The following is a 13,712-nucleotide window of genomic DNA, read 5'->3' as shown; positions in this document are numbered from 1 at the left end:
TGGGGTTTTGGGGCGCGTCTGAACGCGCGGGGTTCAGCATCGGTCAGCGTTTATGGCCGGGCTTTTCGTTGCGCTCTGCGTTTTGAGCTTTCAGTTCCGCCAGTTCATCGCGAAGCGGCGCCATGTGCTCTTCAAACTCTTCCAGGGTCAGGCGTTGGGGGATGTGCTGCGGGCAGTTCCAGTCCATCGCTTCAAGCTTGATCACAATGGCCCGCTCTGGGTGGCCCCTGTAATTCGGGTCATGCAAACGTTGCATCAGGGCCGGATCATCCGCGCCATCAACAAGTTTCGCCCGGCCCCAGATCTTGAGGCGTCTCCGGTTGGGATAGTCCATCAGGATCAGAGAAATGCGGTCGTTGTTCAGCAGGTTACCTGCGCTCAGATATTGCCGGTTGCCGCGAAAATCTGCGTAGGCCAGCGTCCGTTCATCCAGCACTTTCAGAAAGCCTGCCGGTCCGCCGCGGAATTGAACATAAGGCCAGCCGGTTTCAGAGGCGGTCGCCTGATAGAAGCCGTCCCTTTGTGCGATGAAGCTGGCTTCGACCGGGCTGATGAGGTCTTCCTGAACGGCGCCGGCCAGAAACTTTGCGTAGCCTTCAGCCGATCCGTTCTTGGCCTGTGTTGCACGTACGGAAGGCGTAAAACTGATTTCTGCAAATGGGCGTGTCATTGAATTCTCCGTCTCAACCGGGCAGAGCCCTGGGGTTGAGGTGAAGCTAGTCAAAGCCTTGGTGTTGCAGAATATCCCTATTTGGCAATATATTATTCCAAAATATGGAATAGTTGTTTGGATAGATTTCACGCACTGAGCGTTTTTGTGAAGGTGGCCGAGCTGAATGGCTTTGCTGCCGCAGCGCGCCACCTCAATATGTCGCCACCAACGGTAACCCGACTGGTCTCCATGCTGGAGGACAGCCTGGGGCTTCGTCTTTTTGTGCGCACCACGCGATCAGTCATGCTGACGGACAGCGGGCGAAGGTTTTTTGAAGATGCCAGACGCATTTTGATGGATCTCGAGGAGGCAGAGCGTGCCGCCGTCGGATCCTATGCCGAACCGACCGGGGAACTCAGCGTGACCGCATCGGTGTTGTTCGGCCGTATGTTCGTCACTCCGATTCTGGGTGAATTTCTGGAACTGCATCCAAAGCTCTCCGCGCGCACTCTCTATGTGGACCGCGTGGTCAATCTGGTGGATGAGGGCCTCGACGTCGGCATCAGGATCGGAAACCTTGCAGATTCAAGCCTGATGGCGGTGAGATGCGGCGCGGTGAGGCAGGTCGTGTTTGCCGCTCCGGCATATCTCGATGCGCGCGGCGAACCAGACACACCCGACGACTTGGCCAATCATGCGATCATAAACTCAACTGCCCTGCACGCCTCGGCCCAATGGCATTTTCAAAAAAGCGAAACGGTCGTGACAAAGCGCGTGAACCCGCGCATCAGCATGAACACCAATGACGCGGTGATCGAGCTGGCGCTGCAAGGGCATGGCATCGGGCGGCTTTTATCCTATCAGGTTGCACCCTACGTTGCGGAGGGGCGGCTCAGAACCGTTCTGAATTCGTATGAACCACCCGAGATCCCCATCCATCTCGTGCATCAAGAGGGCCGCACCGTGTCTGCAAAAGTGCGCGCCTTTGTCGATTTTGCGGCCAAGCGTCTCAAATCCGACCCCTATTTGGATGGATTCCAACACAGGCCTGAGAGTTAGGCCAAAAGATCCGCCGAACCACGCCATCCGGTCGCGGCCAGTGTCGCCAGGGCCCTGACCGACAGATCACTTTGGGCATGCGCTTTGAGGTGGTACAGCGCAAGGGCGAACATGTGCAACAAAGCTTGCCACCAACTGGATCTGCCGGCACGAAACTGAAATCTTAGATCCCGGGTGCACGCGTTTTTCGAAGTGATAGGGCCCGCATTGAGCATGCAATCACGTTTGACCCATGGTTTAGTCGGTCTTGCCCCAAGCATCGTGCGCGATCAGCGCGGCCTCGACCCGGTTTCGGGCGTGGAGCTTGGACAGGATTGCCGTCATATAGTGCTTTACGGTTTTTTCCTGAAGATCCAGTTGATCTGCGATCTCCCGATTGCTCATCCCCTTCGCCACACGTCGAAGTATTTCTTCCTCGCGATGCGTGAGATCATCCAGAACATCACCGTCTTTGGAAGCTTCTGCCTCTCTGTTGATCTGAAGCAGCACGCGCGAGGCCAACCCGGGTGACACGAATCCTTCACCTGCGGCGATGCTGCGCAGTGAAGCCGTCAGTTCGCTAGCCGTCACACCTTTGACGATGTAGCCGATTGCCCCTGCTTCCAAAGCATCCGCAACGTCACTGTTGTTTTCCGAGACCGTCAGTATCGCGATGAATGGCGGGTTTGCCATGGCCGCGATTTTTCGCGTCGCACTAATGCCGCCCCCGGGCATCGAAAGATCAAGGATGGCGATGTCAGGTTGATGAATGCCGACAAGTGAAATTGCCTCATCCGCGCTCGAGCCGGCAGCGAGAACTTCGAACCCATCGGCTTCGTCCAATGTCCGGTGCAAACCGTCCCTGAAAATCGGGTGATCATCCGCTATTACGACAGATGTTGTCATGACGTACTCATCTTTCTGGGAAATAGTGTCATTGTGACAGAGGTGCCTTTGCCAGGGCTTGACCTGACTTCGAACCTGCCGCCGATACTCTCAACCCGATCTCGCAAGCCCAAGAGCCCCTGGCCTCCATCGTCACGCAGTACTTTTCCGTCCGAGGGGTCAAATCCGGGCCCCTCATCGTTGACATGAATGACGACCCGATCGTTATGCGCCTCGCAAATGACGGTGCATCGAGAATTCGGAGCATACCTGGCGGCATTGGAAAGCGTTTCCTGAAGGAACCGGAAAACACACAGCTTGTCGGACACGGACAACTCGATCGTCTGGCTTCCCTGAAGTGAAACATCCGGCCGCAATGGGCTGTGTTCCGAGTGATCTTCTATCGCTCTTTTCACCACATCAATCAGCGCCAGATTGTCGATGTCCGGAGCGGACAACCCCCGCGACAACGCTCGAATTTCGGCCAAGGACTTCTGCAAAGACTGTTGAATCTCCTCGGCCTCCGCAGGCTTTTCAGGCCTGTCCGAGAATGCCGCCTCCAACCTGAGGGCTGCGAGGGACAGATATTGAGCGGGACCGTCGTGAAGCTCGGAACCAAGCTTCTTCAGAAATCGGTCTGTTTGCGTGGCATATCGTTCCGACGCTTCGACCACGCGCGACCGCAGCCTGGCGTTCTGCTCTGCCATCTGCTCACTCTCTTTCAGACGCCGCTCCAACAGGCGCCCCTGACGTCGAATGGTGTTGTCACCGATTGCCACGATGGAAAACAGCACGATTGTACTTGCTGTAAATGCTGACCCGACGACCAGCCAGCTTGTCCGGCGGGCTCTGGCCATATCAACTTCCAGCTGTTCAGCTTTCTCGTAAAACTCTGCAACTGCAATGATATCTCCTGACCAGAGTTCTCGGATCGGGCTGTACACTTCAAGTAGCGGGATCCCAAGTGCTGCTTCTGCGGCGCTTTCAGCATGGTCGAGATCTTCGAAAGAACCCGAAATCTCTCCGCTCCAGGCTCGGCTCAGATCGTCAGTCGGGTCGAAACGGCGTCCAATGATGGTTGGATCCGACGCGTGCGCGATCACGCCGCCTTGTTTCCAAAACTTGAAGGACACAATGCGGTCCCGCATTGGCTGGGTCATGAATATTTCGTCCAGCGCCCGCCTCGCTTGATCGGAAAGACGATCCCCGTATGCAAGTTCCTGGCTGAGAGGGGATACGATGCTCTCCATATACAGCGCTGCGGAATTGGCAGAATTTTGCACAACTGCATTCTCGATCCGATTTGACACCCATACGCCAACTATCGCGGTGGCCGTTCCCATCACGACAATGCAGGCCGCAAGGAAAACTCGCGACAATGACCAATTGCGAACTGACAGATCGGAAATCTCGGGTCTCATTTCGTGTTCAACTATGAACGACAATCCCTGACCGCACCACCGACCTTGGTCTGAACTCATCAGCGTTCCGTTTCAGAATTTGGATCATGTCGACCCCTTGATCGCGCAATCGCGCAGGCGGCGGACAGAAGGCACGCGTGGCCTTGCAGGAGGTACACGGAGTTCGCTCAAAACTCCGTCCAGACGACCAGCGCATCGGCCCAAAGCCGTCCTCGGAGGAGCCACACCTACGGGCGAGTATTTTTTTGTCACCCCGGCAGAGCAATGGACAGGCGTTCAACCAAAGCTCTTTGCACAATGGCAAATCTGGGAGTGCGCGCTATCTCGTCCAGAGTCGCCACCCAGAGCGGAACATCTATTCCGGGATCAATTTCTGACGACCGATGAAGCCGAGGATCCGCATTCCCAATAAACGAGGGCAGAAACGCTTTGCCCGCCCCGGAGGCCGCCATCTGCTGAAGCACCAAAAAGCTGTCTGCCCCGTTGGCCATTTCATCGGCACTGACATGTTCGGCCAGCCATTTGGCGGGAAGCGAGCGACTCAACGCCCCATCAAGCCTCATCCATTTTCGGTTTGGGGAACCGTCGTCAAAAACGCCGAATGACAGGGTTCCTGCACGTTCGCTGACAAGCCCTTCTTCAAGTTTGATCGAGGGTCGCACGGCGATGTCCGCGGTCAGCCTCGACAGATCATGATGGCTGTTGCCGCTTAACAAAGTCAGTTCCAAGTCGGGGTAGAGCCGCGATATCTCGGTCAGTATTTGGGGCAGTACAAGCTGGCAAAGGCTGTCCGTGGACGCAATGCGGACCTGACCCGCGGGGGACCGGTTTGCCCCCACTATTGCCCGCTCTACGGAAAGTACGGCCTCTTCAACGCTTTCCATCGCCGAAAGAATTGCTCTGGCCTCGGGCAGGGCGGTGTACCCTGACGGGTGTTTTTGAAAGATCACGCATCCAAAACGTTTTTCAAGCGCGGCGACTCTGCGCAGCACCGTTGCATGAGTGACACCCAGCGCCCCGGCAGCCGCATTCAGTGATCCGTGTTTCCTTACGGCCAGCGCGTATCGAAGATCATCCCAGTTTTGGTTGTGCATAAATTAACAAGGAACGACGAATAACAAACAATTACAAGAAAAATTGTTCAGGTTAATATCCGACGCATTGAACAGGGAGACGCACAATGATCAAGAAAATCCCGGCCGTTGCTACAGGTTTGTTGTCGGTAGCCATCATTGGATCAGCCATCGCCCATGAAAGCGAAAATCCTGCGGTGAAGGCTCGGACCTCAATCATGCAGCTTTATGCCTTCAACCTTGGCACATTGGGCGGCATGGCCAAGGGAGAGGTTGAATATGATGCCGAAGCAGCAACACGGGCCGCAAACAACCTGGTTGTTCTGACGCAGATCGATCAATCTGCGATGTGGCCTGCCGGATCCGACAATGCGTCCGACCCGTCCACCCGAGCCTTGCCAGCCATCTGGGAGAACTTCCCGGATGTAAGCGCAAAGGGTCAGGCCATGGCCGAAGCCGCGGTTGCGATGCAAGCGGCGGCAGGCCAGGATGTCGATGCCCTGAAGGCGGCGATGGGTGATCTGGGCGGATCGTGCTCGGCCTGTCACAAAGCTTACAGGGCGCCGAAAGACTAAAGGAGCGCTGGCCATGCGGCGTTTGTTCATTTTCGCCGCAGGTATCGCTGTACTGGTCGGGTTGGTCGGTTTGGTGCTGACCCGTCCGAAAACAGTTGACCAGACACAACTGAACGGGATTGTCCCTGATCTCAGTCGAGGTGAGGCGGTGTTTTACGCGGCTGGATGCGCGTCCTGTCATTCTGCACCGAACGCAACGGGTGAGGAAAAGCTGGTGCTCGCTGGCGGTCGTCGGTTTGCGTCGGATTTCGGCACGTTCATAGCCCCGAACATATCCAGTGATCCGGTTGCCGGCATCGGGTCGTGGTCCGCATTGGATCTGGCCAATGCTTTGCTTCACGGGACCGGCCCCGAAGGACAGCACTATTTTCCCGCATTTCCCTATACGTCCTACGCCAACATGTCAGCCGAGGACGTTGTTTCACTGCATGCCTTCCTCGGTACTCTGCCGGCGGTTCCAACCCAAAGCGCAGCGCACGAGGTTGGCTTTCCTTTCAATATTCGACGTGGGCTGGGCGGGTGGAAGCTGTTGTATCTGAAACCGGGCTGGGTTGTGCAAGGCGATCTGACTGACCAGCAAATTCAAGGCCGGTACCTGGTAGAGGCGTTGGGACATTGCGCAGAATGCCACACGCCGCGTAACGGGTTAGGAGGCCTGAAACGCGATCTCTGGCTGACAGGTGCGCCAAACCCCAGCGGAAAGGGACGCATCCCCGGTCTGACTTCTGCCCAACTGGATTGGTCCGAGGCTGATATTGCCGAATATCTGAAATCCGGCTTCACGCCGGATTATGACAGCGCGGGTGGTGAGATGGTGGAAGTCATCGAAAACACATCCCGCCTTACGGATGACGACCGTCTGGCGATTGCGGCCTATCTCAAGGCCGTGCCCGCGTCACCGACAGGCTCGCCGTTAGAGTAACCCTCTTTGGCGCCATGCGGCCGATGCCAGATGTCCTTGCCAGCCGTCAGCACGAAGCCGCAAGGCCTATTCCCTTTTCGCCAAACTCCTGTTTTACGTTCTGGGCACCGGAACGCAGCACGCGCCCGCGTTTCTGTTCATGATTGATTGAGGGTCGTGGCCAAATGACACAAAAAATCGCTCTTTGGTCCATTCCGATATCCCTGGCGGTACTGGCCCTGAAGCTGCTGGCCTGGTGGCTGACAGGTTCGGTGGCGTTGTTGTCGGACGCGATGGAATCCACCGTCAACGTCGCAGCGGCCCTGCTGGCTTATTTTGCGGTTCGGGTCGCAAACAAGCCCCCTGATGAAAACCACCCCTTTGGTCACAAGAAAGCCGAGTATCTTTCCGCTGTCGTCGAAGGCGCATTGATTGTGTTGGCGGCGTTCTTGATCATCAGAGAGGCCGTGCTGGCACTTCCCACCCCACATCTTGAGGATGCGCCTTTTCTTGGAATCGCCGTCAATGTCATTGCAACGGGCGTGAATGGCGCATGGGCCTACTTGTTACTCAAAATCGGCAGGCGTGAGGGTTCACCTGCATTGGAGGCAAGCTCGCGGCACATTTTTACAGACGTCATGACGTCAGCGGGTGTCATCGCGGGGCTTATACTTGCACTTGTCACCGGCTGGCTGATCCTTGACCCGATCCTTGCGATACTGGTCGCGCTGAACATCCTGTGGGAAGGTTGGAAAGTCATTCGTGCGTCCGTTGACGGGCTGATGGATGTAAGCCTTTCTGACCATGACTTGCAGGTTGTTTCCAGCACCATTGAAAGCAACCTAGGTGCTGCGCTGGAATATCACGACCTCAAGGGGCGTAGATCCGCGAATGTCATCTTCGTCGAGTTTCACCTCGTTGTGGACGGCGCAATGTCGGTCAGCGCGGCCCATGACATCTGCAATGAAGTCGAACACGCATTGGAACGTCTTTATCCGGGTTCTGTCTTTTTCATTCATCTCGAACCCGATGACGAACTGAAGGGCAACGGAGCAAAACCCAGCCAGGTTTCTTAAGCCACTCGGTGCAACCGAATGCGACGCAAGTCGTGGTCATGGATGGGACGTTCGGCTTGCAATTCATCAGACCTAAGCCCGATGTCGGGACGCATAGCCCCGGATAATCTGTCACCGACACCATGAATTGGGTCGAACAGAACTGGAGGCGAAAAATGAAACTTCAAGGAAAACTGGGCCAGCTTCTCAGCACAGCAGCTCTGGCTTCGTTGATTGCCGCGACGCCTTACGTGCCGAAGTTTGACACGGAAGGTCGCCTGCACCTTGAACTAGCCTATGCCTTTGCCAAAAGCGGCAGCGGAAAAGATGGAGATGGTGGCGATGACGACCGGGGGGATGATCGTGGCGGCGAACGGGACGACAACTCGGGGTCGGGCAACAGTGGTCGCGGTGGTGATCGCGACGACGACAGGGACGATGACCGCGACGATGATCGGGGCGACAATTCCGGATCCGGCAAAGGTGGTCGCGACGACGATGACGATGACGATGACGATGACGACGATGACTCGAAGCGTTCAAATCGAGGAAGCGGCAAAAAGGATCAATCCCGGTCAGGCGGCGGATCATCGCGCTCGGCCGGCATAACGAAGGTTGAGACGAACGCCAACGGCATCGAAGTGCGCTATGCCGATGGAACCAAGGAAGAAATCGAAAACGGTCGGTATGAAAGAAAGAATGCTCAGAACCGCACTGTGGAAGAACGGCTGGCGACAGGCGCCGATGTCTCAAGGCTCCGGTCATTGGCTAATGGTATCTCCATCGACAACGTGCGCTCTTCAGGGCAAGGCGGCACTGCTGGAAGTCGACCCACAAAAATCGAACGCCAGGGCAACAATATCGAAGTAAACTATGCCAATGGCTGGAAAGAAGAGATCGAGTTTGGCCGTTATGAGTTGAAAGACCCGTACAATCGGACTGTCGTTGAGAGAAATGCAACCGCCGCTGACCGTCGGAGATTGCAGTCGGCAGGCAACTAGGCAACTACGTCAGAACGAAAGACAAAAGGCGGCTTCTCATCGTCAGAGGCCGCCTTTTCTTATCGGCTTTGCCAGCGGATATCGGCGTACTGCATTGGGATCAATGGCTTCTTGCCCAAGGTGTTGGCTCAAAGTCCCCCCTAACATGAATGGCACGGTCACCAATTCCGCAAACCGCCATAAGCGATGTCTCATGTGTGTCCTGCCCCTTTCGCGCTTGCAACGACCAGTCATCCACTGGTTGTGAACCCTGATCCTAGCGTTCACCGCGCCGATAGGGCGCCATCAGCGCGGCAGGCACCTCGGCCCTGCGGGCCACGAGAACAAGCGCGACGATGGAAAGCACATAGGGCGCCATCAGGAAGAGTTGATATGGCACGCCTTCAATCGCCGTTTGCAGCCGCAGCTGGTATGCATCGAAAAAAGCAAACAGCACGGCACCGATCAATGCCTTGCCAGGCCGCCAACTTGCGAACACAACCAGCGCGATGCAGATCCAGCCGCGTCCTTGAACCATGCCCGGGAAAAAACTGTTGAACGCCGTTGTCGTCAGGAACGCGCCACCCACTGCCATCAACGCTGATCCGACAACCACTGCACCAATGCGAATGCGAATGGGGTTCAGCCCCTGTGCCTCAACCGCGTGCGGGTTTTCACCAGTCATGCGAATGGCCAGCCCCAGCGGTGTCCGGGCAAGAACGTAAGCCATCACAGCCACCGCAAACAGCGCGAGATAGGTCGGCAGAGCCTGGGAAAACAGGATCGGACCCAGAATGGGAATATCGGAAACACCCAGAACATCGAGTGGCTGGAAAGGTTCTATCGTCGGGGGCAGATCGCCCACTTCGACAAGCAACCGGTAAAGGTAGTAGGCCAGCGCGGATGCAAACAGCGTGATGCCAAGCCCCGAGACATGTTGCGACAATCCAAGCGGGACCGTTAGTATGGCGTGCAGCAATCCCAACATCGCGCCGCAAAGTGCCGCGATCATCAGGCCAACCAGCAAAGGCGCGCCCATGTAGACGGCAAGCCAACCGCTCATCGCGCCCATGGTCATGATCCCCTCGATCCCCAGATTGAGAACCCCCGAACGTTCACACAGCAACGCGCCGAGGACTCCGAAAATAAGCGGCGTTGCGATACGCAGCACGGACGCCCAGAGGCTGGTGTTCAGCAGCAGATCAATTGCATCACTCATCGGCGCACCCGGTACGTTGTGAAAAGAAGGGCCACGATCATGGTGAGCAGGCAGAGCGCCACGATCACGTCGGCAATGAAGCTGGGAACGCCGGTTGCGCGGCTCATGGCGTCGGCCCCGACAAAGACGGTGGCGACGAAAACCGCGGCGGCGACCACACCCGCCGGATGCAATGCGGCCAGCATTGCGACGACGATGCCGGCATAGCCGAATCCGGGGCTCATGGTCGTGGTGACCCCGGCTGTGACGCCCATGACTTCGACGGAACCTGCCAGACCTGCCAAAGCGCCTGAAAGCAGGGCCACACCCATGATCGTTTTGGGAAGGGAAATTCCGGCAAAGGCGGCGGCACCGGCGTTCAAGCCTGCGGCGCGTGTTTCAGCCCCAAAAACCGTGCGGGCCAGGATCAGCCAAACAACACCTGCTGCCGCGATGGCAATAAGCAACCCGATATGAAGGCGCGTGCGGGGAATAAGATCCGGCAGGCGGTACTCTCCGCCCACGGGCACTGAGGAAGGCCAGCCAAAGGCCATCGGATCGCGCATCGGACCCTCGATCATGAGGCCGACGAAAAGGATCACAATGAAGTTGAGCAGCAGGGTCGTCACCACCTCATCCACCCCGAAACGCAGGCGCATATAAGCGGGGCCCGCCAACAGGGCCGCACCCGCCGCCATGCCCGCCAGCATCAAAATCGGTATACCGATCCACCCGGGAACCCCGAGAGAATGCCCGATCCAGGCGGTAATCAGTGCGCCGACAAAGAACTGCCCCTCGCCGCCGATGTTCCAAAGACGGGCCCGAAAGGCGACGGCCGCGGCAAGCCCGGTAAATATCAGCGGCGTGGCGCGGGTCAGCATCTCGGTGATCGAAAGGCGTGACCCAAGGGCGCCGGTCAGCATTTCACCATAGGCAGTCAATGGGTTCACACCTGCCGCTGCGATTAAACCCGCAGCCAATAACAACGCGGTAAAGATCGCGGCCAGCGGCGCAATGACCACAAGGTACAGCGGTACATATGTGCGTCGTTCAAGCCGCATCATCATCTTCCTTCCAGACACCTGCCATCATCAGGCCAAGGCGTTGCGGGTCAGCCTCATCAGCGGATATCGGTTTCGACAATCGACCCTTAACGATCGCCTGTATTCGGTCTGAAAGAGCTACGGCTTCTTCAAGTTCTTCTGAAATAAGCAGGATCGCAGCACCCTCGGCCCGTGCGGCCAGAAGCTCGGCATGGACTGCGGCAATTGCCCCTTCATCAAGGCCCCGCGTCGGCTGGTTGGCGAGCACGAAACGCGGTCCGTTGGTCAGGACCCGCCCCAGGATCAATTTTTGCATGTTGCCGCCAGACAGCAGCCGTGTGCGCGTGTCGGGACTGGCCCCTCGGATATCAAACCGTTCGATAAGCCCTGCGGTGTATTCTCGGGCGGCGCGTTGTCGGACAAAGCCTCGGCGCGAAAACTCCGGTGTGCGCAGACGTTCAAGAACTGCATTTTCCCACAGGCTCAATTCACCCACGACACCTTCTGCATGGCGGTCTTCCGGTACCCTGCCGGCGCCAGCCTGGATCATGCCACGCGGGCCCAGATGGCCGATATCCTTGTTCAGCAGTGTCAACTGCCCGGCGTTAGGGTGGATCAGTCCAGACAACAGCCCGCCAAGCGAGGCCTGACCATTGCCTGATACGCCGACGATACCAAGGATCTCGCCTGCATGGACGGTGAATGATACGTCATCCAGCCGCAATTCACCGTCTTCTTTCACGCGCACATCGTTTGCGACCAGAACCGGCGCGCCAATCTCGTGGTCTTGACGAACGGGTCGTTCCACTTTGCGGCCAACCATCAGTTCCGCCAACTCTCCGGGGGTGGTTTCCGAAGTCCTGCGTTCCGCGACCAACCTACCGCCACGAAGAACGGCCACACGGTCAGAGGTCGCCATGACCTCATGCAGTTTGTGACTGATGAAGATAAGCGACAGGCCCTCTTTCGTCATGTCGCGCAGCGTCTCGAACAGGCGCATTGCCTCGGGCCGGGCCAGAACGGCCGTGGGTTCATCCAGGATCAGTATGCGCGCGTCTCGGTACAGCGCTTTCAGAATTTCGACGCGTTGACGTTCACCCACGGAAAGGGACTTGATCCTGTCGTCGGGATTCACGGGCAGACCAAACCGATCCGCGATCTGCAACAACTTTGCGCGCGCCTCGCCACGTGCGGACCGTGCGCGTGTAAGGGGTTCTGAACCAAGCATGACGTTTTCAAGAACCGTGAGGTTGCCCGCAAGCGTAAAGTGCTGGTGTACCATGCCCACACCTACCTCGATCGCTGCGCGGGGCAGACCCGGAGGCAACGCTTTGCCAAACACCCTGACAGAGCCTTCGTCTGCTGCGTAGTGGCCGAACAGGATGTTCATCAGCGTCGTTTTGCCTGCGCCATTTTCACCCAACAATGCAAGGATTTCACCCTGGGCCAATGACAGGGTCACATCATCATTGGCGGTAAGCGTTCCAAAACGCTTTGTTATGCCGTGAAGTTCCAGAACCTTGTTCATGTGGGCAGGCCTGCGATTGGAGACGGAAAGGTAAGTTCGGGCGCACGCGCCTCGATCAGAGCGCCGAGTTTCAGCAGCCCAACATCCGAGCCGGGTGGTCCCATCAGTTGCACACCGATTGGCAGGCCTTTTGCCATGCCAAAAGGCAATGCCAAAGCCGGCAAGCCTGCGACATTGGCAAGCGCTGCGTTTGGGGCAAAGGCCTCTAGCCGCGCCATGTGTTCATCTGCGGAGGCGCCAGAAAGGTCCAAAGTGCCGATAACGGGCGGCGCAGACGATATGACCGGCATCAGGACAGCATCCACAGAACTGAAAATCTTGCGAGCACGATATGTCAGGCGCGCAAGCTGTCTTGAGGTCGCAAAAAGCGCGGTGACAGATGTGGCACGGCCCTCGGCAGCCATGGCGGCGGCAAGCGGTGGAACCTGGTCATCACAAAGCCTGAGTGCAATGAGCCACTCGGCCAGCGAAACAGCCAGTATCGTGCGGGCAATTGCATGAGCCTCGGCCCCCATCTCGTCCGGGGTACAAATGTCATGCACCTCGCAGCCTGCATCGCGCAGAGCGTCAGCCGCATCCTTGGCGGCTTTGCACTGGTCAGTTCCGCAACGCTCGGGCAGTGCCAATGCAATGCGGGGGCGGTCCGCCGGATGTACCGGGGCCATGGGCTGGGCTACGGCTTGAAAGGCGGTTTCCACATCGCGAACGGACCGCGCCAGAACCAGTTCTGACGCTATCCCCATCAGGTGATTGGCAAAATCAGGGCCTCCGGGCACCGCACCACGAGACGGCTTGAGCCCGGTCAAGCCGCAGCACGCGGCTGGGACTCTGATAGATCCGGCCGCATCCGTGGCATGAGCAATGGCGACGATGCCGCCTGCAACCGCAGCCGCGGCGCCGCCAGATGAGCCGCCGGGCGTCAACGCGGGATTCCACGGATTGCGGGCCGCAGCCATGCCATCTGGTTCGCATGTCAGGGAAAGGCCGAATGGCGGTGTTGCCGACACGCCAAAAGGGATCAGGCCGGTCTGGCGCAAATCCTGCAACAGGCAGCTGTCAGTTTCGGATTTTCGCCCTTGCGCGCGGATTGCCGCAGACCCGGCAGCAGCGGGCAGTCCCTTGGCGGATCCGCCGAGGTCTTTGACCAGGAACGGAACCCCGTGAAAGGGCCCGCGTCGATCAGATGGCGCTGCATCTGCCGCCCTCGCGCCGGCGCGGGCCATATCTTCGTCCAGAAACACCACGGCGCCCAGATCCGCCTGCGCGTGGCAGGCGGAAAGGCTTGCTTCCATCGCATCGGTGGCAGTGATCTGCCCCGCGGAAACGGCAGCAGCAAGAGCCGTGGCGTCGGTCACGTCAAAGC

General features: G+C 57.9%; 13 protein-coding genes. 5 read left to right on the top strand and 8 right to left on the bottom strand.

The features are described 5' to 3' along the window. Positions 1–43: 43 nt before the first annotated feature. On the bottom strand, positions 44–670 hold the full coding sequence (locus FIU92_RS19060; RefSeq protein ID WP_152460294.1) for a pyridoxamine 5'-phosphate oxidase family protein: 627 nt from the start codon (positions 668–670) through the stop codon (positions 44–46). Between the two features lie 117 nt (positions 671–787). Between FIU92_RS19060 and FIU92_RS19055 the strand changes: the two genes are divergently transcribed. Next, a complete protein-coding gene (locus tag FIU92_RS19055) occupies positions 788–1,711 on the top strand; it encodes a LysR family transcriptional regulator (protein WP_152460293.1) in 924 nt (307 codons plus the stop codon). A 237-nt stretch (positions 1,712–1,948) separates the two neighbouring features. Here the strand turns inward: FIU92_RS19055 and FIU92_RS19050 are convergent, their stop codons facing one another. The 3 genes from FIU92_RS19050 to FIU92_RS19040 form a co-directional block, all read right to left on the bottom strand. Then, positions 1,949–2,596, bottom strand: a complete 648-nt coding sequence (locus FIU92_RS19050) for a response regulator transcription factor (protein ID WP_152460292.1) — start codon at positions 2,594–2,596, stop codon at positions 1,949–1,951. Beyond that, positions 2,593–3,735, bottom strand: a complete 1,143-nt coding sequence (locus FIU92_RS19045; RefSeq protein ID WP_216646611.1) for a sensor histidine kinase — start codon at positions 3,733–3,735, stop codon at positions 2,593–2,595. The genes FIU92_RS19050 and FIU92_RS19045 overlap by 4 nt, the downstream gene beginning before the upstream one ends. Positions 3,736–4,244: 509 nt before the next feature. Then, positions 4,245–5,090, bottom strand: a complete 846-nt coding sequence (locus FIU92_RS19040) for a LysR family transcriptional regulator (protein WP_152460290.1) — start codon at positions 5,088–5,090, stop codon at positions 4,245–4,247. 86 nt (positions 5,091–5,176) lie between these two features. Here FIU92_RS19040 and FIU92_RS19035 point away from each other — a divergent pair, with 86 nt between their 5' ends. The 4 genes from FIU92_RS19035 to FIU92_RS23050 all read left to right on the top strand — a co-directional run bounded on the left by FIU92_RS19035 (position 5,177) and on the right by FIU92_RS23050 (position 8,601). Continuing rightward, a complete protein-coding gene (locus FIU92_RS19035) occupies positions 5,177–5,644 on the top strand; it encodes a cytochrome c (protein ID WP_152460289.1) in 468 nt (155 codons plus the stop codon). A gap of 13 nt (positions 5,645–5,657) precedes the next feature. Further along, positions 5,658–6,566: a cytochrome c gene (locus FIU92_RS19030; protein ID WP_152460288.1), complete on the top strand. Its 909-nt coding sequence runs from the start codon at positions 5,658–5,660 to the stop codon at positions 6,564–6,566. Positions 6,567–6,730: 164 nt separating this feature from the next. Further along, a complete protein-coding gene (locus FIU92_RS19025) occupies positions 6,731–7,621 on the top strand; it encodes a cation diffusion facilitator family transporter (protein ID WP_305794679.1) in 891 nt (296 codons plus the stop codon). Positions 7,622–7,776: 155 nt separating this feature from the next. After that, positions 7,777–8,601, top strand: coding sequence for a hypothetical protein (locus tag FIU92_RS23050; protein ID WP_254705410.1), 825 nt, complete (start codon positions 7,777–7,779; stop codon positions 8,599–8,601). A gap of 256 nt (positions 8,602–8,857) precedes the next feature. Here FIU92_RS23050 and FIU92_RS19010 read toward each other — a convergent pair whose 3' ends face one another. From FIU92_RS19010 to FIU92_RS18995, 4 genes are read right to left on the bottom strand one after another with little or no spacing between them, the layout of a single operon-like run. Continuing rightward, positions 8,858–9,799, bottom strand: coding sequence for an ABC transporter permease (locus FIU92_RS19010; protein ID WP_152460287.1), 942 nt, complete (start codon positions 9,797–9,799; stop codon positions 8,858–8,860). Next, positions 9,796–10,839 carry an ABC transporter permease gene (locus tag FIU92_RS19005; protein ID WP_152460286.1) on the bottom strand — a complete coding sequence of 348 codons (1,044 nt, stop codon included), beginning with the start codon at positions 10,837–10,839 and terminating at the stop codon, positions 9,796–9,798. The genes FIU92_RS19010 and FIU92_RS19005 overlap by 4 nt, the downstream gene beginning before the upstream one ends. After that, positions 10,829–12,349 carry an ABC transporter ATP-binding protein gene (locus FIU92_RS19000; RefSeq protein WP_152460285.1) on the bottom strand — a complete coding sequence of 507 codons (1,521 nt, stop codon included), beginning with the start codon at positions 12,347–12,349 and terminating at the stop codon, positions 10,829–10,831. Before FIU92_RS19000 ends, FIU92_RS19005 begins: the two co-directional genes overlap by 11 nt. After that, positions 12,346–13,704 carry an amidase gene (locus tag FIU92_RS18995; protein ID WP_172978540.1) on the bottom strand — a complete coding sequence of 453 codons (1,359 nt, stop codon included), beginning with the start codon at positions 13,702–13,704 and terminating at the stop codon, positions 12,346–12,348. Before FIU92_RS18995 ends, FIU92_RS19000 begins: the two co-directional genes overlap by 4 nt. Between the last annotated feature and the right edge of the window lie 8 nt (positions 13,705–13,712).

It is taken from the genome of Ruegeria sp. THAF33 (genome assembly GCF_009363615.1).
GTDB lineage: Bacteria > Pseudomonadota > Alphaproteobacteria > Rhodobacterales > Rhodobacteraceae > Ruegeria.
This window is presented reverse-complemented; position numbering and strand designations above follow the sequence as displayed.

Excerpts from the sequence above, each read along its gene's own strand:
- FIU92_RS19035 (WP_152460289.1), top strand. The coding sequence starts at position 5,177 with ATGATCAAGAAAATCCCGGCCGTTGCTACAGGTTTGTTGTCGGTAGCC.
- FIU92_RS19000 (WP_152460285.1), bottom strand. The coding sequence starts at position 12,349 with ATGAACAAGGTTCTGGAACTTCACGGCATAACAAAGCGTTTTGGAACG.
- FIU92_RS19050 (WP_152460292.1), bottom strand. The coding sequence starts at position 2,596 with ATGACAACATCTGTCGTAATAGCGGATGATCACCCGATTTTCAGGGAC.
- FIU92_RS19025 (WP_305794679.1), top strand. The coding sequence starts at position 6,731 with ATGACACAAAAAATCGCTCTTTGGTCCATTCCGATATCCCTGGCGGTA.
- FIU92_RS19005 (WP_152460286.1), bottom strand. The coding sequence starts at position 10,839 with ATGCGGCTTGAACGACGCACATATGTACCGCTGTACCTTGTGGTCATT.
- FIU92_RS19010 (WP_152460287.1), bottom strand. The coding sequence starts at position 9,799 with ATGAGTGATGCAATTGATCTGCTGCTGAACACCAGCCTCTGGGCGTCC.
- FIU92_RS19030 (WP_152460288.1), top strand. The coding sequence starts at position 5,658 with ATGCGGCGTTTGTTCATTTTCGCCGCAGGTATCGCTGTACTGGTCGGG.
- FIU92_RS23050 (WP_254705410.1), top strand. The coding sequence starts at position 7,777 with ATGAAACTTCAAGGAAAACTGGGCCAGCTTCTCAGCACAGCAGCTCTG.
- FIU92_RS19060 (WP_152460294.1), bottom strand. The coding sequence starts at position 670 with ATGACACGCCCATTTGCAGAAATCAGTTTTACGCCTTCCGTACGTGCA.
- FIU92_RS19040 (WP_152460290.1), bottom strand. The coding sequence starts at position 5,090 with ATGCACAACCAAAACTGGGATGATCTTCGATACGCGCTGGCCGTAAGG.
- FIU92_RS19045 (WP_216646611.1), bottom strand. The coding sequence starts at position 3,735 with ATGACCCAGCCAATGCGGGACCGCATTGTGTCCTTCAAGTTTTGGAAA.